Genomic DNA, 21132 nt, shown 5'->3' on the forward strand with positions numbered 1-21132 from the left:
AACCCCCCTCAAGATTCGTGAGCCAGGTCACCTTAGCGCCGATCTCTACCGGGCGGTAACGAAACGGCCCAGTCTCAGGCGAGGCACTCCTGGGTGGCCGCGCCGAGGGAGGCCTTGATGTCGGGATCGACGCGCTCGAGGTCACGCTCGTGGTAGGCGAGAGCGTCGTCGAGGAAACCCGCCGCGATCAGCCTCCCCAGGCCGACCTCCTCCACCCAGCGCCCGGCGATGCAGCGCGCGTTGTCGTGGTCGACCATCAGCTGGTCGACGAAGGAAGCGGCAACGCTGTTGACGGCACGAGCCTCGGGGTTGAGGCTCGCACCTTCCGCGCCCGCCGAGCCCCCCGCGCCGTCCGAGGCACGCACGCCCACCGAAGCGGCGGTGACCGGCGCCGCGGAGGACTCGCGGTCGATGAGGAGCAGGGTCCCGACGACCCCGACCGCCACGGCCGCCGCCAGACCGGCCGCGCCGACGAGGCGGGAGCGCCACGAGCGCCGACCGCCGTCGTCGGCGCCGGTGACGGTGCGCGCTGCGGGCACCGGCACGACCCGTGGGTCACCGGCGCCGGCCAGGGTGCGGGCCCGGCGCAGGACCTCGACGACCTGACGGGCCGAGGCGGGGCGCCGACCGGGCTCCTTGGCCATGGTCCGGGCGAGCAGCGCGTTGAGCTCCAGGACCAGGGGCGAGCCGCCGGCGAGCTGGCGCGGCGGCTCCTGCAGGTGAGCGGTGGCCTGCTGGAAGTCGGTGGTGCCGGCGTACGGCGGCTCCCCGGTCAGGGTCGCCCACAGCACGCAGCCCAGGGAGTAGAGGTCCGAGGGGCGCGACGGGGTCGCCCCGTTGTGCAGCTCGGGGGCCGACCAGCGGGCACTGCCGGGGGCGATCGGCAGGTTGCCGTGCGCCGTCCCGAAGTCGGTCAGGCAGGCGCGGAAGCCGTCTCCCGCGCGGCGCAGCATCACGTTGGCCGGCTTCAGCGAGCCATGGACCAGGCCCGCCTCGTGGGCGTCGACCAGACCCTGGGCGATCTCCAGGACCAGCTGGAGGGCGAGGTCGAGGGGCGGCGGACCGTGCAGGCGCAGCATCCGCTCCAGGTCGCCGTCGGGGACCAGGTCGCTGACGACGTAGAGCTGCCCGGCCTCCTCGCCGTAGCCGCGGACCGGCAGCACGTGCGGCGACTCCAGGCCGGCGAGCGTGCGCGCCTCGCGGGTGAACCGCGCCCGGAACGCGCGGTCCTGGGCGAGCTCGCCGGGGAGCAGCTTGAGGGCCACTTCGGGCGCACGGCCCGGCTGCTGGGGCACCGCCGCGTGGACGACCCCGACGCCCCCGCGACCGAGCTGACGCCCGACCACGTAGGGGCCGATTCGCGGAGATGGCAAGGTCACGGGCGCCTTCTACCCGGGTGGGTGAACCCGAAACCATCTTCGGGCAAAATCTTGCGCCGGGTCAGAAGACCAGCGCGGTGCCCGGGTCGGCCAGGATGCCCGCGACGTCGGCGAGGAAGCGCGAGCCCTTCTCCCCGTCGATGTGGCGGTGGTCGAAGGAGAGCGCCAGCGTGGTGACGTCCCGGGCCACGATCTCGCCGGTCTCCTCGTCGACCCAGGGCCGCTTGCTCACCGCCCCGAGGCAGATGATCGCGGACTCGCCGGGGTTGATGATCGGCGTGCCCGCGTCGACGCCGAAGACCCCGACGTTGGTGATCGTGAAGGTGCCGCCGCTCATCTCGGCCGGCTGGGTGCGACCCTCGCGGGCGGTCACGACCAGCTCGCCCAGGGCGCGGCCCAGCTCGGCCAGCGACATCGCGTCGGCGTCCTTGATGGTGGGCACCACCAGCCCCCGCGGCGTCGCGGCGGCGATACCGAGGTTGACCCGGCCCCGGTAGAGGACCTCCTGGGCCTCCTCGTCCCACCAGGAGTTGATCTCCGGGGTGCGGCGCATCGCCAGGATGCAGGCGCGGGCCAGCACCAGCAGCGGGCCCACCCGCACGTCGGCCAGCTCGCGCCGTCCGCTGAGCCGCTCCACCAGCTGGACGGTCCGGGTGACGTCGACGGTGATCCACTCGGTGACGTGCGGCGCGGTGAACGCCGAGCTGGTCATCGCCTGGGCCATCGCCTTGCGCACGCCCTTGACCGGCTCACGGTGCTCGCGGGCCTGCGGCGTGGGGCGGTCGGCGTGAGACCGGGGCGCCGACGGGGCGGCCGCCTGCTGGACGTCGTCGCGGGTCACCGCGCCGCCCGGCCCGGAGCCCGTGAGCGAGGCCAGGTCGACGCCGAGGTCCTTGGCCAGCTTGCGCACCGGCGGCTTGGCCAGCGCCCGGACGCCGCCGCGCGCCGGGGCGGGTTCCGGCTCGGGCTCGGGCTCGGTGGCCGGGACCGGCGACTCGTCGGCCGGTGCGACGGGCTGGGACTGCGCGCCACCGGGCGCGAAGGCTCCCTGCAGCTGGAGCTGTGCCTGGGCGCCCGCCTCCGACGACGGCGACGCGGAGCCCTTGCGGGCGCGGCGCTGGGGACCGCGGTCGGCCTTGTTGCGGCCCACCAGGGACTCCCCCTCGCCGCCGCCGCTGGCGGCGGGGTTGGAGAGGTCGATGTCCATCGGCGCGGCTCCCGGCACACCGATCGAGATGATCGTCGTCCCGACCTCCACGGTCTCCCCCACCGCGGCCATCAGGGCCAGGACGGTCCCGGCGAACGGGGAGGGGAGCTCCACGATCGACTTGGCGGTCTCGATCTCGCAGATGATCTCGTTGATCTCGACCCGGTCACCCTCCTTGACCCTCCAGGAGACGATCTCGGCCTCGGTGAGGCCCTCACCGACGTCGGGCAGCTTGAACTCGTGCATGGGTCGGCTCCTCAGAAGTGCAGCGAACGGTCGACGGCGTCGAGCACCCGGTCGAGGTCGGGGAGGAACTCCTCCTCGATCCGCGACGCCGGGTAGGGGGTGTCGAACCCCCCAACCCGCAGCACGGGCGCCTCGAGGGAGTAGAAGCACTCCTCGGTGATCCGGGCCGCCAGCTCGGCCCCGAGGCCGAGGTTGACGTGGGCCTCGTGGGTGACCACCGCCCGGCCGGTGCGCCGCACCGACTCCAGCACCGGCCCCATGTCGAGCGGCGAGAGGGTGCGCAGGTCGATCACCTCCAGCGACCTGCCCTCCCCCGCCGCCGCCTCGGCCGCCGTCAGCGCGGTCTTGACGGTGGGGCCGTAGGCCAGCAGCGTGAGGTCGTCGCCGCGACGTACCACCCGCGAGGCGAAGAGCGGGCCGGGGGCCTGCGACTCGTCGAGCCGGGCCTTGTCGGCGTGGTACTGCCGCTTGGGCTCGAGGAAGATGACCGGGTCGTCGCAGGCGATGGCCTGCTGGATCATCCAGTAGCCGTCGACCGGGTTCGAGCAGGCCACCACCTTCAGGCCCGGGGTGTGGGCGAACTGCGCCTCGGGGGACTCCGAGTGGTGCTCCACCGCACCGATGCCGCCGCCGAACGGGATCCGGATCACCAGGGGCATCTTCGACCGCCCCCGGGAGCGGTAGTGCATCTTGGCGACCTGGCAGACGATCTGGTCGTAGGCGGGGTAGACGAAGCCGTCGAACTGGATCTCCACCACCGGGCGGTAGCCCCGCAGCGCCATCCCGACCGCGGTCCCGACGATCCCGGACTCGGCCAGCGGGGAGTCGATGACCCGGTCCTCGCCGAAGTCCTTCTGCAGGCCGTCGGTGATCCTGAAGACCCCGCCGAGCTTGCCGACGTCCTCCCCCATCACCAGCACCTTGGGGTCGTCCTCCATCGCCTTGCGCAGGCCCATGTTGAGGCCCTTGGCCAGGGTGATCATCGGCGTGCCCCGTCCTCGAAGGTCTCCAGGTAGGCCGCGTAGCCCTCGCGCTGGACGCGCAGCTCCTCGGTCTCCTCGGCATAGACGTGGTCGAACATCTCCAGCGGCTTCGGGTCCGGCATCGCCTTGCACCCCTCGCGGAGCACGTGACCCAGCTCGTCGGCCTCGTCCTTGAGCTCGGCCACGAAGTCGTCGTCGACCAGCCCGTTGCGGCGCAGGTAGACCTCGACCCGCGAGATGGGGTCGCGCAGCTTCCAGCGCTCCACGTCGTCGGAGAGCCGGTAGCGGGTCGGGTCGTCGGTCGTGGTGTGGGCGCCCATCCGGTAGGTGTAGGCCTCCACCAGGGTCGGGCCCTGCCCGTCGCGGGCGCGCTGCAGCGCCGCCTCGGTCACCGCGTAGGTCGCGAGCACGTCGTTGCCGTCGACCCGGACGCCGGGGAAGCCGAAGCCCAGGGCCCGCTGGTAGAGCGGGATCCGGGACTGCCGCTCGATCGGCTCGGAGATGGCCCACTGGTTGTTCTGGCAGAAGAAGACCACCGGGGCGTTGTAGGAGGCGGCGAAGATGAAGGCCTCGTTGACGTCGCCCTGGCTGGAGGCGCCGTCGCCGAAGTGGGCGACCACCGCCGCGTCCCGGTCGGGGTCGCCGGTGCCGACCACGCCGTCGCGCTGCATGCCCATGGCATAGCCGGTGGCGTGCAGGGCCTGGGCGCCGATCACGATCGTGTAGAGCCCGAAGTGCTTCTCCTCCGGGTCCCAGGAGCCGTGGTCCACGCCGCGGAAGAGGCCGAGCAGCGCCAGCGGGTCGATCCCGCGGCACCAGGCGACGCCGTGCTCGCGGTAGGTCGGGAAGACGTGGTCCTGGGGGCGCAGCGCCCGGCCGGCGCCGATCTGGGCCGCCTCCTGGCCCAGCAGCTGGGCCCAGATGCCAAGCTCGCCGTGGCGCTGGAGCGCGGTGGCCTCGGTGTCGATCCGGCGGGTCAGCACCATGTCGCGGTAGAGGCCGCGCAGCTCCTCGGCGGTGAAGTCCCGGTCGAACTGGGGATGGTGGGTGCGCTCCCCCTCCGGGGTGAGCAGCTGGACCAGCTCGGGTCCCCCGTCGGACTGGGAGGGGCCGAACACCTCGGCCAGGTCCGGACCGAAACCATGATGGCTCACGTGCACTCCTTCGTGTCGCGCGGCCTCCCGGGGTCTCCGTCGGGTCGCTCGCCGCCGGTGCCGGTCGGGGTGTGACCCGCACCACAGGGCTCGTAACTTACCGGGAGGCTCCAGCAGGTGACCAGCCGGGCTGGGCCGGCGCCGACGCGGCGGTGTGCGGGCGGGTGCGGAGCGTCTCGTTGGGCAGCACCCCGAAGGCCTCGCGGTAGTGGGCGGCGAACCGGCCCGCCTGGCTGAACCCCCACTGCGCCGCCACGTCGGCGACGGTGACCCCGCTGTCGAGCTCGGCGGCGGCCAGGTCGCGGTGCGCCCCCTCAAGCCGGACCCTGCGCAGGTAGGCGGTGGGGCTGGTGTCGTGGTGGCGGACGAAGGCCTGCTGGAGCGCCCGGACGCTGATGCCGGCGGCCTCGGCGATGTCGCCGACCCGCAGCGGCGAGCCGGCGTTCGCCTCGATGAAGGCGGTCGCCCGGGCGACCGGGTGCTCGGCGTCGACGCCGCCGGTCTCGGCCGCCCCCGTGGTCGGGCGGACGCCGAAGGTGGACAGCGCCGCCTCGGCCAGGCGCCGGGCCACGTCGTCGAGGGAGTGGCCGCCGTCGCGCAGGTGCTCGGTGATCTCGCGGTTGGCGCGCCGGACCGCCTGGCGCCACCGCTCCGTGGCCGTGCCGGCCGGCACCGGACCGCGCGGCAGGCTCAGGTCCTCCACCGCGACGCCCGCGGCCTGGGCGAGCAGCTCACGACTCAGGGTGACCACCCCGACGTTGACCGACCTGCTCACCGAGAGCGGGCTGCTCACCTCGTCCATGGCGACCAGGTCGCCGGGGACCAGGCGGGTGACCTCGTCGCCGTCCTCCAGGGTGAGGGTGCCGCCGAGCACCTCGATCACCTGCACCGGGCCGGGCACGGCGGTGGTGGTGAAGCGCAGGCTCGAGGTGTGGGCGAAGCGTTCGACTCGGAAGTCTTCGGAGCGCACCCCGTTGACCTGGAGGGAGAAGCGCGGGCCGAACTCGACTCGGCCCAGGCTGCCCCAACGGTCCCGCAGGAACTCCTCCGCGCTCGCCAAGTCGCTGGTCGCGAAGCGGTGTGGTCGGACCTCCATCCTCCGGGCGTACCCGCAAGGACGCCGCGCCATTCATCTACGGTGCTCCCATGGGCTGGGGTCACGGGCACGGACACGGGGGCGCGCCCGGACACGCGGGCGCTCGTCACCGCTGGCGCCTGGTGGCGTCGTTCGTCCTGATCGGCTCCTTCTTCGTGGTCGAGCTCGTGGCGGGCCTGGTCGCCGGCTCCCTGGCGCTGCTCTCCGACGCGGGCCACATGGCCGCCGACGTGGTCGCGCTGGGTGCCGCCCTGGCTGCCACCCGGATCGCGGTCCGCCCCGACCGGAGCGGGCTGCGCACCTACGGCTCCTACCGCGCCGAGGTCTTCGCCGCCGGTCTGACCGTGCTGCTGATGCTCGGTGCGGCGGCCTACGTCGGCATCGAGGCGCTGCGGCGAGTGGGCCGGGAGGTCGAGGTCGCGAGCGGGCCGATGCTGGTGGTCGGCGCGCTCGGCCTGGTCGCCAACCTGGTGGCCCTGGTGCTGCTCCGTGGTGGCGCCCGGGAGTCGCTCAACGTGCGCGGCGCCTACCTCGAGGTCGTCGCCGACACCCTCGGCTCGGTCGGCGTGCTGGTCGCCGGGGCGCTGGTGGCCACCACCGGAGAGGCCGGCTGGGACACCGCGGTGGCGATCGGCATCGCGCTCTTCGTGGCGGTCCGCGCGGTGCTGCTGGGTCGCGAAGTGCTGGCCGTGCTCGGCCAGCACGCGCCCGCCGGGATGGTGCCCGCCGACGTCGAGACCGCCCTCGAGGCGGTGCCGGGCGTGCAGGAGGTGCACGACCTCCACCTGTGGACCCTGACGTCGGGGATGAACGTGGCCACCGCCCACCTGGTCGCCGCGGACGCCCCGTCCGAGACCGTGCTCCGCGACGCCCGCTCGGTGCTGCGGGAGCGCTTCGGCGTCGAGCACGCGACTCTCCAGGTCGAGAGCAACGGCACCGACTGCGGCGAGGTCAGCTGGTGAGAGCCCTCGTCCTGGCCGTCCTGGTGACGGCGTCGTTGCTGGCGCCCCTCACCCCCGCCGCCGCAGGCGTGCCGCGGCCGGTGCTGCCGGGCAACTTCGCTGACCCGGCGGTCGAGAGGTTCGGCGGCGGCTACGTCGGGTTCGCCACCGGGGAGCGGGCCCCGCGCGCGTGGACCAGGAGCCGCAACGGGACCTGGCGCCCGCACGGGCCGGCCCTGGTGCGGCTGCCGTCGTGGTCGCGGCGCGGCGACATCTGGGCCGCCGACGTGAAGAAGGTGCGCGGCTGGTGGCTCCTCTACTACTCCGCGCCGGTGCCCGGGCTCGGCGAGTACGGCCGGTGCATCGGGGTGGCCAGGTCGCGGCATCCGCTGCGCGGCTTCAAGCCCGTCGGCGGACGCCCGCTGGTCTGCCCCGCCTACGTGCGCCAGGTGCCGACCGCCCAGGACCCGCTGCTGCCCCGCGACCCCACCCTGCCCCGCGCCGGGGTCATCGACCCGTCGCTCCACCTCGGTGACGACGGCCCGGTGCTGCTCTACAAGACCGACCGGATCCCGTCCTCGATCCGGGCGGTGCCGCTGACCCGCGGCGGCACCGCAGTGAAGCGCGCGGCGGTGAGCGTCGAGCTCTACCGCTATCCGGGGGTGGTGGAGAACCCGGTGCTGGTGCAGCGCCCCGAGGGGTGGGTGCTGCTCCTCTCCGAGGGCGACTACACCCGGTGCAGCTACCGCACCATCTGGCTGCGCTCGGCGACCCCCACCGACTGGAGCGCCGCGGAGTCGGGGGTGCTGCTCGACCGGGAGACCACCGGGCTCTGCGGACCGGGCGGCGCCGACATCGCCGGCAAGCGCCTCTTCCTGCACGGCTGGGTCTGCCACGGGAAGCCGAAGCCCTGCGCGTCGGGCTTCGACTGGTCCAAGAAGGAGCGCCAGCGCGGCCGGCGGGCCATGTATGCCGCCCGCCTGCGCTGGGTCGGCGGCCTGCCGACCGTGACCGGGTGGCTGCGCCGCTGATCGGGTACCCACCCGGCATGGACCTCGTCGCTCCGCTGGCCGCCGCGGGCCGCGCCGCGTTCCGGCTCGGTTCCCGGGCCCGCGGGGCACGCTTCTTCCACCCTCGCGGGGTGACGCTCGTGGCCCGGCTGCGGGTCAGCGGCCAGGGTCCGCTCCCCGTCGGCGAGACCGACTGCCTGGTGCGGATCTCCAAGGCCCTCGGCACCCCGGGCGACGCGCCCGACATCCTCGGTCTGGGGCTGCGCTACGCCGACCGCGACCGGCCGGTCGACGTCCTGGTGGCCAGCAGCGCCGGTGGCCGGGGCTGGCGGCGCTCCACCCTGTGGCCGGCGGGCGCCTGGGGTGCGGTGAGCCTGACCTCGCTGCTGGCCTGGGAGTCCGAGGACGGCGTCCGGGCCCGCGTCGTGGTGGAGTCCGACGACCCGCGCCTGGCCACCCCCGACGTGCACGACGTCGTGGCGCTCCTCCCGGCCCTGTTCCAGGTGCGCGTCGACGGGGTGGACGGCGTCCTGCAGCGCGGGGAGCTGGAGCTCACCGGCCCGGAGCGCCCGGCCGTCGACTTCGACCCGGTGCTGCACGAGCCGCCCGGCTGGCACTTCGTCCCGCGCTGGGTGGCCCGGGTGCGGGCCGCCTCCTACGCCGGCAGCCGGGAGGGGCGGTCGAGCCGTTCCAGCAGCGCCGTCGCGTCGTGCGGGGCGAACCCCTTCGCGTCGTTGTCGAAGTAGACGAAGACGTCCTGGCCGGCCTCGGACCACTCCCGGCACCTGCGCGCCCAGGCGTCGAGCGGCGTGGCGGAGTAGCCGCTGGTGTAGAGCTCGGAGTCGCCGTGCAGCCGGACGTAGCGGAAGTCGGCGGTGTCCTGCTCGACCCGGGGCCAGCGACCCGCCGTGTCGGCGAGCACGCAGGCCACCCCGTGCTCGCGCAGCAGGTCGTAGGCGCGGTCGGTGACGAACGTCGGGGAGCGGAACTCCAGCGCGTGGCGCACCGGGAGGTCGCTCTCGGCCACGGTCAGGGCCCGGTCGTCGGCGAGCTTGTCGTCGTGCCGGGCAGCGAGCTCGGCCACCTCGGCCGTGGTCCGCGGCAGCCGGGAGAGGAAGTCGTCGAGCACCTCGGCGTCGAAGGGCAGGTTCGCCGGGAGCTGCCAGAGCACCGGGCCCAGCTTGGGACCGAGCGCCAGCAGCCCGGAGGCGAAGAAGTTAGCCAGGGCGGCGTCGACGTCGCGCAGCCGCTTGAGGTGGGTGATGAACCGCCCGCCCTTGACGGCGAAGACGAAGTCGTCCGGGGTGGCCTCACGCCACGCGGCGTACGAGCTGGGGCGCTGGAGTGAGTAGAAGGACCCGTTGATCTCGATGGAGGTGAGCCGGGAGGCGGCGTGCTCCAGCTCGCGCCGCTGGGGCAGCCCCTTCGGGTAGAAGTCGCCCCGCCAACCGGCGTACCGCCAGCCACTGATGCCGATCCTCAGCTCACCACGTCCCATGGCCTCCCCGTACCCCCGATACCCTCGCGGCCATGACCTCGGCTCCCCCGCGCAGGATCGTCCTGGCCGCGATCGCCAAGGACGAGGGGCCCTACCTGGTGGACTGGATCCACCACCACCTGCGCGCCGGGTTCGACGAGATCGACCTCTTCCTCAACCGGACCAGCGACACCTCGGTGGAGATCCTGGAGGCGGTCCGCGCGGTGGAGCCGCGGGTGCACTACCGCAACGCCGACCGGATGCTCGACAGGTGCCTGGCGACGGGGCGCAACTTCCAGCACCGGGCCTACGCCCAGCTCGCGCGGCGCGCCGAGCAGCGCGGCGCCACCCACGTGGCCTTCCTCGACCTCGACGAGTACTGGGTCCCGCGCGACCTGACCACCCCGGTCGGCGACTTCGTCGGCGACGACGAGGAGGTCGCCGTCGTCTCCTTCCCCTGGTGCCTCGACGTCCCCGACGACGACGCCGCGCCCTTCCGGCACCCCTTCGCGAGCCGGCCCGCCCTCCAGCTCGACCCGCACGTCAAGTCGGTGGTCCGGCTCGGTGACCGGGTCCGCCAGCTGCGCACCCACACCGCGCGCACCCACAGCGGACGACGGCTGCTGGTCCGCGAGCCCTTCCCGCTGACCGACGAGGAGGCGCAGCAGTGGGGCAGCCTGGTCCCGGCCGACTGGCTCGCGGAGCGCTGCCACACCCTGCCCGAGGCGTTCGTGCTGCACGCGGTGCACCGCTCGCCGGTGGAGTACCTCGGCTCCCTGGCGCGGGGGCTGCGACAGACCGGCAGCGAGATCGCGGTCAAGGCCAACCGCCCCGGTTTCGTCGCTGCCGGCACGCCGGTGCTGCCCTTCCCCGACCTGCCCGGCCCGCTGGCCGACCACGCCCGGTCCCTGGCCGCCTTCCGCGCCCGGGTCGGGGCCGGGGCCGCCGTCGCGCGGGCGCAGCAGGCCCTGACGGAGCGCGGCGAGGCCCTGGTCGTCGCCGCCGCCGAGGACCTGGGCGTGCTGCAGCAGCTGCGGGCCCCGGCCCGCGGTCTCACCCTCCCGCTGCTCGACGCCCGGCGCCCCGGGTGGGACCACCGGCTGCCGTGGTGCGTGGACGAGGTGTCCGGGAGCGTCGCCACCGGCTGGGCCTACGACCCGCAGGGGCGCCCGCTGGAGTTCGCGGTGCGCGCCGCCGGGTCGCCTCAGGACCGGCCGGTGCGGGCCACCAGGCTGCCGCGGCCGGACGTGGTCGCCGGCCACCCGGCCGCCCCGCCGGACTGCGGCTTCGCGGTGGCGCTGGCCGACGACGCCGGCGCGGTCGAGGCCGACCCGGTGCTGCGGGTGCGTCCGGCCGGCACCGTGCTCTGGGAGGAGTGGCCGCTCTAGCGCGCTCCCGTCCCCAGCCGCTCGCGCCCGTGGGCGCTGTGCCACGACTCGAGCTCGGGGCCCTTCGGGATGATCCCGGACGGGTTGATGTCGGTGTGCACCACGTAGTAGTGCGCCTTGATCTGCTCGAAGTCGACCGTCTCGCCGAAGCCGGGGGTCTGGAAGAGGTCGCGGGCGTAGCCCCACAGGTTCGGCATCTCGGTGAGCTTGTTGCGGTTGCACTTGAAGTGACCGTGGTAGACCGGGTCGAACCTGACCAGCGTGGTGAAGAGCCGCACGTCGGCCTCGGTGATCGCCTCGCCCATCAGGTAGCGACGGTCCGCCAGCCGCTCCTCCAGCCAGTCCATCGCGGTCCAGAGCCGGTCGTAGGCGTCGTCGTACGCCTCCTGGGAGCCGGCGAAGCCGCACCGGTAGACGCCGTTGTTGACCTCGGTGAAGATCCGCTTCATCACGGTCTCCATCTCGTCGCGGACGTCGTCGGGCCACAGGTCCGGGGCGTCGGGGCGGTGGTGCTCGCGCCACTCGAAGAACAGGTCGTGGGTGATCCACGGGAAGTCGTTGGTGACGACCTGCTTGGTCTCGACCTCGACCATCGCGGGGACGGTGATCCCCTTGGGGTAGTCGGGGTACCGGTTGAGGTAGGCCTCCTGGAGCCGCTCGATCCCCAGCACGGGGTCGCGCCCGCCCGGGTCACGGTCGAAGGTCCACGAGCGCTTGTCGTGGGTGGGGCCGGGCTTGCCGACGCTGATCACGTCCTGCAGGCCGAGCAGCTCGCGGACGATCAGCGACCGGTTGGCCCACGGGCAGGCGGGGGCGGCGACCAGCCGGTAGCGGCCCGGCTCGACCGGCCAGACCTGCACGCCGTCGCGGCCGCCGTACTCGGCGTCGTGCGGGTCCCGGGGACGCTCCCCGGCGAGGATCCGGTCGGGGATGTAGTCCATGTCCCGCTCGAACGCCTTGCCCTTCTCGGTGTAGGTCGGGGTCAGGTCGGCGCTCATGGCCTCGACCCTAGCCCGGCCCCCGTGAGGGTCAGCCGGCGACTCGGGAGCGAGCGCCGGCCTCGTCCCAGCCGCTGGGCAGGGTGGTCGCGGCCCAGTCGGCGGGGGGCGTCCAGGAGGCCCAGGAGCGGTCCCACCACTGGTTGCGCCACGAGAGCATCGACTCGATCCCGGCCGCGACGCCCCGGATCTGCTCGGCCTGCGCGGCGTCGTAGCGGCCCTGGGCCACCCGCTGCTCGAAGGTGGTGTCGGGCAGCCGCTTCCAGCTGCCGTCGGGGGCCATCTCGAAGTCGAGGCCGTGGCCGAGGGTGTCGAAGCCACGCGGGTGGCGGCGGATGGGCTCCTGGAGCAGGATGCGCCAGCCCTCGAACTCGCGCTGCGGGCCCTTCCAGGACAGCTCCACGGCGTAGGCGTCGTCGGGGCGCTGGAGGACCAGCTTGCCGTGACCGCTCCAGGCGCGGCGGCCGGCGGACTTCCACGGGTGCTCCCAGCCGAGCGACTCGGCGGCGCCGAAGCCCAGCTCGGAGCCGGAGGGCAGGAAGACGGCCAGCAGGTCGAAGGAGTCCTCGACGACCCGGACGGACCAGCCGATCCACGGCTGGCCGCGCAGGATCTCACGTCGCACGACGACGTCACCGGGCTTCCACGTGGTGCTCATGGGCAAGACCGTAACCCGCCGGGCCGGAGGGAGGCGAGACGGGACCGGGTACTGATCGGTCACATCACCTGCTCAGGGGGTGACCCGCCGGGCCAGCTCCACGATCCGCTCGCACGCCTCGGGCTCCCCGATGCTCACCCGCACGCCCTCGCCGGCGAAGGGCCGCACCGTGATGCCCAGCTCCTCGGCGGCCGCGACCAGCTCCGGCGTCCGCTCGCCTGCGGGGAACCAGACGAAGTTGCCCTGGGCCTCAGGGATCCGCCAGCCGGCCTCCCGGACGCCCGCGACGACCCGCTCGCGCAGCCCGACCAGCGCCTCGACCCGCTCCAGCAGCTCGGGCTCGGCGGCCAGCGACGCGATCGCCGCCGCCTGGGCGACGTGGCTGACGCCGAAGGGCAGCGAGACCGCCCGCAGCGCCGCGGCGAGCGGGGGCTGGGCGATCGCGTAGCCGATCCGGAAGCCGGCCAGCCCGTAGGCCTTGGAGAAGGTGCGGGTGGAGACCACGTGGGGGTGACGGCGTACGCAGTCCACCCCGTCGACCGGGTCGGCCATCCGGACGAACTCGGTGTAGGCCTCGTCGACCACCACCAGCACGTGCCGCGGGACGTCGTTCAGGAAGGCCTCGAGCTCGGTCGCGGTGACCGCGGGCCCGGTGGGGTTGTTGGGGGTGCAGACCAGCACCACCCGGGTCCGGTCGGTGATGGCCGCCGCCATCGCGTCGAGGTCGTGGCGCCCCTCGGGGGTCAGCGGCACCGGCACCGCCACGGCCCCGGCCACCGCGATCGCGATCGGGTAGGCCTCGAAGGAGCGCCAGGCGTGCACCACCTCGTCGCCGGGGTCGCAGAAGGCGCTGACCAGCTGGTAGATCAGCCCCACGCTGCCGGTGGCGACGGCCAGGTGGTCGGTCGGCACCTCCAGCCGGTCCGAGAGCGCCTCGTAGAGCGCGGCGCTGCCCATGTCGGGGTAGCGGTTCACCTGCGCCGCCGCCTCCACGGCGGCCTCCAGCACGCCGGGCAGCGGCGGGTAGGGGTTCTCGTTGGAGGAGAGCTTGTAGGTCGTCAGCCCGGGACGCGGGGTCGGCGGCCGGCCGGCGACGTAGGCCCCGAGGGCGGAGACGGCGCTCCGGGGGCGGGGGGTCTGGTCCATGCCCGTCACCCTAGTGACGCCGCCGCCAGGGCTGGAGGATGAGGGTCAGGGCCAGCCCGACCGCCGCCCCGAGCAGCGCCCCGGTGGAGTTGTCGACCACGTCGGTGACGTCGCAGGAGCGGTCGATGCGGGCCAGCTCGAGCTGGGTCAGCTCGATCAGCACCGAGTAGCCGACCAGGCCGGCCAGGCCCAGCGGCACCAGCACCCAGGCCGCCCGCCAGCGCCCCAGGCCGAGCACCAGCAGGGCGCCGGCCGGCACGAAGAGGGCGGTGTTGAGCATCCGCTGGGTGCCGCTGAAGATCCAGAACCCCTCGGGCGCCGGCCCCCCGTAGTCGGTGGAGCAGACCTCACCCCCGGGCTGGGCCGGCACCAGGGTCGTGGTGCCGGTCGGCGGCACCAGGGTGACCAGGGCGATGACCACCAGGGCCCACACGAAGCCGGTCAGCGCGAAGGCCGTCACGGGCCCCAGCCATCTGGCCAGGATCAGCCCGACCAGGGCCAGGAAGAGCCCCGAGACCGCGGCTCCTCCCACCATCAGCGCCGCGGCCCCCACCTCGATCATCGACAATCAGCCTACCTGCGGGACAATGCACCTATGGCTGCCCCGCGCCGGATCGGCGTCTCCCTGGTGGTCCTGGGCGCGGTGCTGTTCATCATCAACTCCGGGGTCTCCCGGGTCGCCCTGCGCAACGGGATCGAGTCGCTGGAGCTGACCTCGCTGCGGATCACCGGCACCTTCGTCACGCTGCTGGTGATCGCGGCGCTGTGGCAGCGCTCCGCTCTCCGGCTGCCCCGTGGCCGCCAGGTGCCGCTGGTCCTCGGCCTGGGCCTCGTCGGGGTGGCGCTGCTCCAGCTGTGCTACTTCGTGGCGCTCGACCGGTTGACCATCAGCCTGGCGCTGCTGCTGGAGTACCAGGCGCCGATCCTGGTGGCGCTGTGGGCCAAGTTCGTCCAGGGCGCCCGGGTCACCGCCCGCCTCTGGTGGGGCCTGGGCCTGGCGGTGGCCGGGCTGGCCGCGGCCACCGAGATCTGGGAGGGCGCCTCCTTCGACTCCCTGGGGGTGCTCGCAGGGCTGGGCGGCGCCGTCTGCTTCGCGGCGTACTTCCTGCTCGGCGAGGCCTGCCACGAGAGGGGCATGTCGTCGGTCCAGGTGATGCTCTGGGGCTTCGGGGTCGCCACCGTGGCGATGAACATCGCCTCGCCGGTGTGGAGCGTGAAGGCCGACTTCGCCGCGTCGGTCTCGCTGCAGGGCAACCTCGACCACCTCTCGGTGCCGCTGTGGCTGGTGCTCGCCTGGGTGGTGCTGCTCGGCACCCTCGCCCCCTTCGGCGTCGAGCTGGTCGCGCTGCGCTTCATCCCCGCCACCCTGGTCACCGCGATCGCGATGCTGGAGCCGGTGGGCGCGGCCGCCCTGGGCTGGGCCTGGTACGCCGAGAGCCTCAGCGCCGTGGCCGTCATGGGCTGCGTGGCCGTGGTCGCCGGGATCCTGCTGGCGCAGACCGCCCGCGCCACCCACCCCGAGGACCCCGTCGCGCTCACCTGACCCCGCCCACCCGGGCGCCCCTAGGGTGGGGGCATGCGCTTCCTCATCTGGCTCGTGGCCACGGCCCTCGCCGTGGCGACCGCCGCCTGGCTCTTCGACGGCATCTCCTTCGAGGGAGCCTCGGCCCCCTTCAGCACCGAGGTGCAGGACAAGATCGGCCCGCTGATCGCGGTCTCGCTCGTCCTGGGAGGGGTCAACATCGTGGTCGGCAAGGTCCTCAAGCTGCTCTCGCTGCCCTTCATCATCCTCACCCTGGGCCTGCTGCTCCTGGTGATCAACGCCTTCCTGCTCAAGCTCACCGCGTGGATCGCCGACGAACTGGGCCTCGGCTTCGAGGTGCACGGGTTCTGGACCGCGGTCGGCGGGTCGGTGGTCATCTCCCTGGTCGGCTGGTTCTTCGAGACGGTGCTGAGCGACGACTGAGATGCCGCGCCCTCCTCGCCCGCGCACCCTGGGCCGCTACCGGATCGGGGTGGTCTGCCTGGGCAACATCTGCCGCTCGCCGATGGCCCACGTGGTCCTCGAGCGGCAGGTCGCCGAGGCCGGGCTCGCGGCCCGCGTCGAGGTCCGCAGCGCCGGCACCGCCGGCTGGCACGTCGGCAAGGAGATGGACCCCCGGGCCGCCGCCACCCTGAGCGCCGCCGGCTACGACGCCACCCGGCACCGGGCCCGGCAGTTCACGGCCGACTGCTTCGACGACCTCGACCTGGTCCTGGTGATGGACCGCAGCAACGAGACCGACGTGCGCGCCCTGGCGCCCGCGGAGGAGGACGCCCGGGTGCGGCTCTTCCGCGACTTCGACCCCGTCGACCCCGGGGGCGAGGTTCCGGACCCGTACTACGGTGGTGAGGAGGGCTTCTCGGAGGTGTTGCAGATGGTCGAGCGGACGAGCGCCGCCCTGGTCGAGGCCGTGGGCGACGAGCTCGCGTCAGGGCCGTGACCCGGCAGCCCGCCGTGGCCCGCCGCGCGGAGGCCCTGCTGGGCACTCCCGTGGTGAGCACCGCACCGGTGGCCGGCGGCGACATCGCCACCGCCACCCGGCTGCGCCTCAACGACGGCACCACCGCCCTGATGAAGAGCCTGCCGCACCCTCCCCGGGACTTCTTCGCCGTCGAGGCGCAGGGCCTGCGGTGGCTGGGCGAGGTGGCCGACGGCGCGCCGGTGGCGCGGGTGCTGGCCGTCGACCAGGACTGCCTGATCGTGGGCTGGATCGAGCCGGGAAGGCCCGGCGCCGACGCCGCCGCCGACTTCGGGCACCGGCTGGCCGCCACCCACCGTGCCGGCGCGGCGGCCTTCGGGGCGACCGGCGCCGGGCACCGCGACGGCTTCATCGGCCGCCTCCCCCTGCCCAACCGCGCGGCGCCGACCTGGGCGGAGTTCTTCGCCACCCGCCGGGTGCTGCCCTACCTCAAGCTGGCCCAGGACCGCGGCGCGATCGAGCCCGACGACGCGCGCAGCATCGAGGCCCTGGTGGGCCGCCTCCCCGCGCTCGTCCCCGACGAGCCGCCGGCCCGGCTGCACGGCGACCTGTGGAACGGGAACTGCCTGTGGGGCCACGACGGTCGCGTCCACCTGGTCGACCCGGCCGCCCACGGCGGCCACCGGGAGACCGACCTGGCGATGCTCTCCCTCTTCGGGCTCCCCCACCTGGCGCGGGTGATGGCCGGGTACCAGGAGAGCGCCCCGCTCGCCGACGGGTGGGAGGAGCGTCAGGGGCTGCACCAGCTCTTCCCGCTGCTCGTCCACGCGTGCATGTTCGGGGGCGGCTACGGGTCGCGGGCCGGCGAGGTGGCGCGGCGCTACTAGCGCGGCGCTACTGGAGCAGTGGCCCCGGCCAGGGGGTGGAGCGCCCCATCTCCAGCGCCCGGGAGAGGACGAACGGGTCCGCCTGGTAGTGGAGCCACGGGCGGCCGAACCAGACGAAGCCGTCGACGTGGCGCCGCGCCAGCCGCCGGATGTCGGCGGGCAGGCCCCAGCGGTCGTCCGCCGTCCGGACGGTCGGCGGGATGCCGAGCGTCACGCAGCGGTTCATCCGGTGGCTCCGGCAGGTGCGGGCGTTGTCGTTCTTCTCGCCCGGCGCCGCCGGGATGACCTGCGGCCACATCGTTGGCCGGCCGGACTTGGCCGTGTCGATGATGAAGTTCTTGTGCCCGAAGCCGCGCTTGCGCAGGATCCGCACGATCTCGCTGCCGTGCAGGATGTTCTCCACCGGCCCGGTGTAGTGGGTGGAGTCGAGGGCGAAGCCGCGGGCGTACTGGATGCCGACCCGGCTCAGCAGGTCGGCGCAGTGCTCGGGCTGCTGGCCGGTGCCCTTCTTGCACCAGTCCGCGGCGCCGGCGTCGAGGTAGACCTCGGTGCGCGGCAGCTCGCTGAGGATCCGGGTCGCGTAGGAGAGCAGCCGGGCCTTCGCGCCCCGGTCGGGGGTGCACCAGAAGAACGGCATGTCCGGCTGCATCACCACGAGTGCCGGGGCGGAGCCGATGCCCGCGGCCACGTTGCGCATCCAGGTCTTGTAGCTGCTCCGCTCCTCGGGGGTGGAGGGGCGTTCGCACGCCTCGCCCTCCCACGGCGACATCCGGAAGAGGGCCATCTGCACCAGCGCCTCCGGGTCGCCCGCCTGGGAGGTCTCGACGTAGCTCGCGACCTTGGCGGTGATCTCCTCGTCCGGGATCCAGCCGCCGAACCACTTCGTCCGGGGCCGGTACGCGATCTTGGCCAGCTGTGCCTGCTCCTCGCCGGTGGCCGCGAGGAAGGGGGAGTAGACCTGGTCCTGCGGACCGAGGTAGACCCCCCAGCGGCGTCCCGCCAGCGGGTTCGACGGGTTCTGGGGGTACGCCGCCTCAGGCACCTGCCACACCTCGGCCGCGGGCAGCAGGCCCGCGGCGGCCTCGCGCTGGTCGTAGCGGGCCGCCTGCCGCGTGTACTCGCGGGTGGTCCTGGAGGAGTCGGACGCCGCGGCGACGGTGGCCGGCAGCAGGCCGGTCAGCGTCGTCAGCAGGCCCAGGACGACCACGGCGGCGGGATGCAGGAGACGGCTCACGCCACGAGAGTAGGGACGCGGCGCGCCGGTTGTCCCGGTTCCGTCCGAATCGGGCCGGCGCTCACAGGCGCCACTCAGGCGCGGCTGGCACAGTGGTGCCGTGCAGAACGCTCCCGCCCGCCCCCGGGTCCTGGTCGTCGACGACGACCGGGCCGTCCGAGAGTCGCTGCGCCGTTCCCTGGAGTTCAACGGCTACGCCGTGTCGCTGGCCTCCGACGGGGCCGAGGCGCTGGCCAGCATCGCCGCCGCCGCCCCCGACGTGGTGGTGATGGACGTGATGATGCCGCGGCTCGACGGGCTCGACGCCACCCGCGCCCTGCGCGCCGCCGGGCACGACCTGCCCATCCTGGTGCTCACCGCCCGCGACGCGGTCGGCGACCGCGTCGAGGGTCTCGACGCCGGTGCCGACGACTACCTCACCAAGCCCTTCGCCCTCGAGGAGCTGCTCGCCCGGCTGCGGGCCCTGCTGCGCCGGGCCGCGCCCGGGGACGACGGCGAGGACGAGGTGCTGACCTTCGCCGACCTGTCGATGGACCTCGCCACCCGCGAGGTGCGGCGCGGCGAGCGCCTGATCGAGCTGACCCGCACCGAGTTCACCCTGCTGGAGATGTTCATGCGCCGGCCACGACGGGTGCTGGAGCGCTCGTTCATCCTCGAGGAGGTGTGGGGCTACGACTTCCCCACCAGCGCCAACTCGCTGGAGGTCTACGTCGGCTACCTGCGCCGCAAGACCGAGGCCGACCACGAGCCGCGGCTGATCCACACCGTCCGCGGCGTCGGCTACGTGCTCAGGGAGGCGTGAGCCGAGGCATGACCGGGTTCCACTACCGGCGCTCGCTGGCCAGCCGGGTCGCCCTGCTCACCACCATGGCCGTGGGCGTGGCGATCGCCTTCATGGCCGCTGGCGCCTTCCTGACGGTGCGGATGCAGCTCCAGTCGAGCCTGGACTCCTCGCTGCTCGACCGCGCCTCCCGCGCGGCCTCCTACAGCACCCTCGCGGAGATGACCTTCCGCGAGGTGCCCCCGTGGATGCTCGGCGCCGCCGACGTCCGCGTCGTCTTCATCACCTCCGACCGCCGGTGGTTCACCGCCGACAGCGACGGGCCCGCCTTCCGCCTCGGCCCCCCCGAGCTCGAGGTGGCTGCCGGCGAGCGCCCCGAGTCCGTCCGCACCCTGAGGGCCGAGGGCGGGGTCCGCTACCGGGTGGCGACCGTCCCCGCCGGGCCCGGGCAGGCGCTGGTGCTGCTCCAGCCGCTGGCCGACACCGACCGGACCCTGCGCGGCGTCGGCACCGTGATGTCGATCTTCGGCGGCACCGGGGTGCTGGTGGCGGCGCTGGCCGGCTGGCTGGTGGCGCGCAACGGGCTGCGCCCGGTACGCCGGCTCACCGGCGCCGTGGAGCGGATCGCCCGCACCCAGGACCTGCGGCCGATCAAGGTCGAGGGCGACGACGAGGTGGCCCGGCTGGCCCGGGCCTTCAACGAGATGGTGCAGGCCGTCTCGGCCTCCCGGGACCGGGAGCGGCGCCTGGTCGCCGACGCCGGCCACGAGCTGCGCACCCCGCTGACCAGCCTGCGCACCAACCTCGACCTGCTCAGCCAGGCCGGGGACGGGCTGCCCCCCGAGGCCAGGGCCGAGCTGCTCGACGACGTGCGCGCCCAGATCGAGGAGCTCTCCACGCTGGTCGGCGACCTGGTCGAGCTGGCCCGCGACGAGCCGCTGTCCCACGTGGTCGCCGAGCTCGACCTCGCCGAGGTGGTGCAGCGGGCGGTCGCCCGGGTGCGCCGCCGCTCCGCCGCCCGGTTCGACGTCCACGTGGAGCCGTGGCCGATGCGCGGCGAGGCCCCGGCGCTGGAGCGGGCGGTGACGAACCTGCTCGACAACGCCGCGAAGTGGAGCCCGCCCGACGGGACCGTCACGGTGCGGCTCTCCGAGGGCGTGCTGACCGTCGACGACGAGGGGCCGGGGATCGCCCCGGAGGACCTGCCACACGTCTTCGACCGGTTCTACCGCTCCGACGACGCCCGGGCGCTGCCCGGCTCCGGCCTGGGCCTGTCCATCGTCCGCCAGGCGGCCGAGCGCCACTCCGGAGCGGTGCGCGCCGACACCTCCCCCAGCGGCGGCGCCCGCCTGGTCATGTGGCTGCCGGGGACCTCGACGACGGAGCCGGGCTGAGGCTTCGCCGTGGGCCCCGCTGGGTACCGGGTGACATGGCCACCACCTCCTCGAACCCGCTCGTCCGCGCGACCCAGGCGCTGGAGCGCAGCCCGCGCCTCGACCCCCTCGTCGGCTTCTACCAGCCGCTCGTCGACGCCCTGGTCGGCAGCGAGGGCCGGCGTCGGCTCCTCCAGGGTGAGTGGCTGGGCCATGCCCTCCACCCCGTGATGACCGATGCGCCCATCGGCATGTGGATGTCGGCCTCCGTCCTCGACCTCGTCGGCGGGGAGAGCGCCCGGCCAGCGAGCCGGCTCCTGGTCGGCGGCGGCCTGGCGGCCTCGCTGCCCACCGCGCTGGCCGGCTGGGCGGAGTGGCACCGCACCGGCACCGCGGAGAAGCGGGTGGGCGTGGTGCACGCCCTCTCCAACGTCGCCGCGATCGGGCTCTACAGCGCCTCCCTGGTGGCGCGCGTCCGCGGCCACCACGGGCGCGGCGTCGCGCTGTCCCTGGCCGGCGGCACCGCCCTCGGCGTCGGTGGCTACCTCGGTGGCCACCTGGCCGCCGCGCGCAAGGTCTCGAGCCGGCACCCCGACTTCGAGGCCGACGAGCTCACCTGAGCGGCCTGAGGTTGCCCCCATCAGACAAGCAGAGCGACCCTGCGTCAGGCGCGGCACGCAGTGGGGCTGCCGGGAGGAATCTTCGACCGCGG

At 74.0% G+C, this 21132-nt stretch carries 22 protein-coding genes; 11 read left to right on the forward strand and 11 right to left on the reverse strand.

Annotated features, from left to right (window positions below; translation table 11 throughout):
- Window positions 1-74 precede the first annotated feature (74 nt).
- The 5 genes from AC4BG9_RS09670 to AC4BG9_RS09690 all read right to left on the reverse strand — a co-directional run bounded on the left by AC4BG9_RS09670 (window position 75) and on the right by AC4BG9_RS09690 (window position 6065).
- A complete protein-coding gene (locus AC4BG9_RS09670) occupies window positions 75-1379 on the reverse strand; it encodes a serine/threonine-protein kinase (RefSeq protein WP_490570883.1) in 1305 nt (434 codons plus the stop codon).
- A 61-nt stretch (window positions 1380-1440) separates the two neighbouring features.
- Window positions 1441-2832: a dihydrolipoamide acetyltransferase family protein gene (locus AC4BG9_RS09675; RefSeq protein WP_490570884.1), complete on the reverse strand. Its 1392-nt coding sequence runs from the start codon at window positions 2830-2832 to the stop codon at window positions 1441-1443.
- Window positions 2833-2843: 11 nt separating this feature from the next.
- Window positions 2844-3815: an alpha-ketoacid dehydrogenase subunit beta gene (locus AC4BG9_RS09680; RefSeq protein WP_490570885.1), complete on the reverse strand. Its 972-nt coding sequence runs from the start codon at window positions 3813-3815 to the stop codon at window positions 2844-2846.
- Window positions 3812-4975: a pyruvate dehydrogenase (acetyl-transferring) E1 component subunit alpha gene (pdhA, locus tag AC4BG9_RS09685; RefSeq protein WP_490570886.1), complete on the reverse strand. Its 1164-nt coding sequence runs from the start codon at window positions 4973-4975 to the stop codon at window positions 3812-3814. Before pdhA ends, AC4BG9_RS09680 begins: the two co-directional genes overlap by 4 nt.
- 91 nt (window positions 4976-5066) lie before the next feature.
- Entirely contained in the window at window positions 5067-6065 is a 999-nt protein-coding gene (locus AC4BG9_RS09690; RefSeq protein WP_490570887.1) for an AraC family transcriptional regulator, read from the reverse strand.
- A gap of 122 nt (window positions 6066-6187) precedes the next feature.
- Here AC4BG9_RS09690 and AC4BG9_RS09695 point away from each other — a divergent pair, with 122 nt between their 5' ends.
- Genes AC4BG9_RS09695 through AC4BG9_RS09705 form a run of 3 tightly spaced genes read left to right on the forward strand, consistent with a single transcriptional unit; the run spans window position 6188 to window position 8762 of the window.
- Window positions 6188-7027, forward strand: coding sequence for a cation diffusion facilitator family transporter (locus tag AC4BG9_RS09695; RefSeq protein WP_490570888.1), 840 nt, complete (start codon window positions 6188-6190; stop codon window positions 7025-7027).
- On the forward strand, window positions 7024-8037 hold the full coding sequence (locus tag AC4BG9_RS09700) for a family 43 glycosylhydrolase (protein WP_490570889.1): 1014 nt from the start codon (window positions 7024-7026) through the stop codon (window positions 8035-8037). Before AC4BG9_RS09695 ends, AC4BG9_RS09700 begins: the two co-directional genes overlap by 4 nt.
- A 17-nt stretch (window positions 8038-8054) precedes the next feature.
- Entirely contained in the window at window positions 8055-8762 is a 708-nt protein-coding gene (locus AC4BG9_RS09705; RefSeq protein WP_490570890.1) for a hypothetical protein, read from the forward strand.
- On the opposite strand, the gene AC4BG9_RS09710 is transcribed toward AC4BG9_RS09705, so the two are convergent.
- Complete coding sequence (locus AC4BG9_RS09710) at window positions 8672-9514, reverse strand: DUF72 domain-containing protein (RefSeq protein WP_490570891.1); 843 nt, start codon at window positions 9512-9514, stop codon at window positions 8672-8674. The two genes, AC4BG9_RS09705 and AC4BG9_RS09710, sit on opposite strands and share 91 nt — an antisense overlap.
- 32 nt (window positions 9515-9546) lie before the next feature.
- Here AC4BG9_RS09710 and AC4BG9_RS09715 point away from each other — a divergent pair, with 32 nt between their 5' ends.
- Window positions 9547-10881: a glycosyltransferase family 2 protein gene (locus tag AC4BG9_RS09715; protein WP_490570892.1), complete on the forward strand. Its 1335-nt coding sequence runs from the start codon at window positions 9547-9549 to the stop codon at window positions 10879-10881.
- Here the strand turns inward: AC4BG9_RS09715 and AC4BG9_RS09720 are convergent.
- The 4 genes from AC4BG9_RS09720 to AC4BG9_RS09735 form a co-directional block, all read right to left on the reverse strand.
- Window positions 10878-11879, reverse strand: coding sequence for a glutathione S-transferase family protein (locus tag AC4BG9_RS09720; protein WP_490570893.1), 1002 nt, complete (start codon window positions 11877-11879; stop codon window positions 10878-10880). The two genes, AC4BG9_RS09715 and AC4BG9_RS09720, sit on opposite strands and share 4 nt — an antisense overlap.
- 31 nt (window positions 11880-11910) lie before the next feature.
- Window positions 11911-12537 (reverse strand): DUF402 domain-containing protein, encoded by a 627-nt coding sequence (locus AC4BG9_RS09725; protein WP_490570894.1) that lies wholly within the window; start codon window positions 12535-12537, stop codon window positions 11911-11913.
- A 72-nt stretch (window positions 12538-12609) separates the two neighbouring features.
- Complete coding sequence (hisC, locus tag AC4BG9_RS09730; RefSeq protein ID WP_490570895.1) at window positions 12610-13683, reverse strand: histidinol-phosphate transaminase; 1074 nt, start codon at window positions 13681-13683, stop codon at window positions 12610-12612.
- 10 nt (window positions 13684-13693) lie between these two features.
- Window positions 13694-14245, reverse strand: a complete 552-nt coding sequence (locus AC4BG9_RS09735; RefSeq protein WP_490570896.1) for a VanZ family protein — start codon at window positions 14243-14245, stop codon at window positions 13694-13696.
- A 33-nt stretch (window positions 14246-14278) separates the two neighbouring features.
- Between AC4BG9_RS09735 and AC4BG9_RS09740 the strand changes: the two genes are divergently transcribed.
- Genes AC4BG9_RS09740 through AC4BG9_RS09755 form a run of 4 tightly spaced genes read left to right on the forward strand, consistent with a single transcriptional unit; the run spans window position 14279 to window position 17032 of the window.
- Complete coding sequence (locus AC4BG9_RS09740; protein ID WP_490570897.1) at window positions 14279-15226, forward strand: EamA family transporter; 948 nt, start codon at window positions 14279-14281, stop codon at window positions 15224-15226.
- Between the two features lie 33 nt (window positions 15227-15259).
- Window positions 15260-15649 carry a phage holin family protein gene (locus AC4BG9_RS09745; protein WP_490570898.1) on the forward strand — a complete coding sequence of 130 codons (390 nt, stop codon included), beginning with the start codon at window positions 15260-15262 and terminating at the stop codon, window positions 15647-15649.
- Between the two features lies 1 nt (window position 15650).
- Window positions 15651-16166, forward strand: coding sequence for a low molecular weight protein-tyrosine-phosphatase (locus AC4BG9_RS09750; protein ID WP_490570899.1), 516 nt, complete (start codon window positions 15651-15653; stop codon window positions 16164-16166).
- On the forward strand, window positions 16163-17032 hold the full coding sequence (locus AC4BG9_RS09755) for a fructosamine kinase family protein (protein WP_490570900.1): 870 nt from the start codon (window positions 16163-16165) through the stop codon (window positions 17030-17032). Before AC4BG9_RS09750 ends, AC4BG9_RS09755 begins: the two co-directional genes overlap by 4 nt.
- A 7-nt stretch (window positions 17033-17039) precedes the next feature.
- Here AC4BG9_RS09755 and AC4BG9_RS09760 read toward each other — a convergent pair whose 3' ends face one another.
- Window positions 17040-18266: a glycoside hydrolase family 6 protein gene (locus AC4BG9_RS09760; RefSeq protein WP_490570901.1), complete on the reverse strand. Its 1227-nt coding sequence runs from the start codon at window positions 18264-18266 to the stop codon at window positions 17040-17042.
- 100 nt (window positions 18267-18366) lie between these two features.
- On the opposite strand from AC4BG9_RS09760, the gene AC4BG9_RS09765 reads away from it, so the two are divergent.
- Genes AC4BG9_RS09765 through AC4BG9_RS09775 form a run of 3 tightly spaced genes read left to right on the forward strand, consistent with a single transcriptional unit; the run spans window position 18367 to window position 21040 of the window.
- A complete protein-coding gene (locus AC4BG9_RS09765; RefSeq protein WP_490570902.1) occupies window positions 18367-19068 on the forward strand; it encodes a response regulator transcription factor in 702 nt (233 codons plus the stop codon).
- Window positions 19069-19076: 8 nt separating this feature from the next.
- Window positions 19077-20441 (forward strand): ATP-binding protein, encoded by a 1365-nt coding sequence (locus AC4BG9_RS09770; protein ID WP_490570903.1) that lies wholly within the window; start codon window positions 19077-19079, stop codon window positions 20439-20441.
- A gap of 35 nt (window positions 20442-20476) precedes the next feature.
- Window positions 20477-21040, forward strand: a complete 564-nt coding sequence (locus AC4BG9_RS09775; RefSeq protein WP_490570904.1) for a DUF2231 domain-containing protein — start codon at window positions 20477-20479, stop codon at window positions 21038-21040.
- Window positions 21041-21132: the final 92 nt, after the last annotated feature.

Source organism: Nocardioides sp. Z40_12 (genome assembly GCF_058215795.1).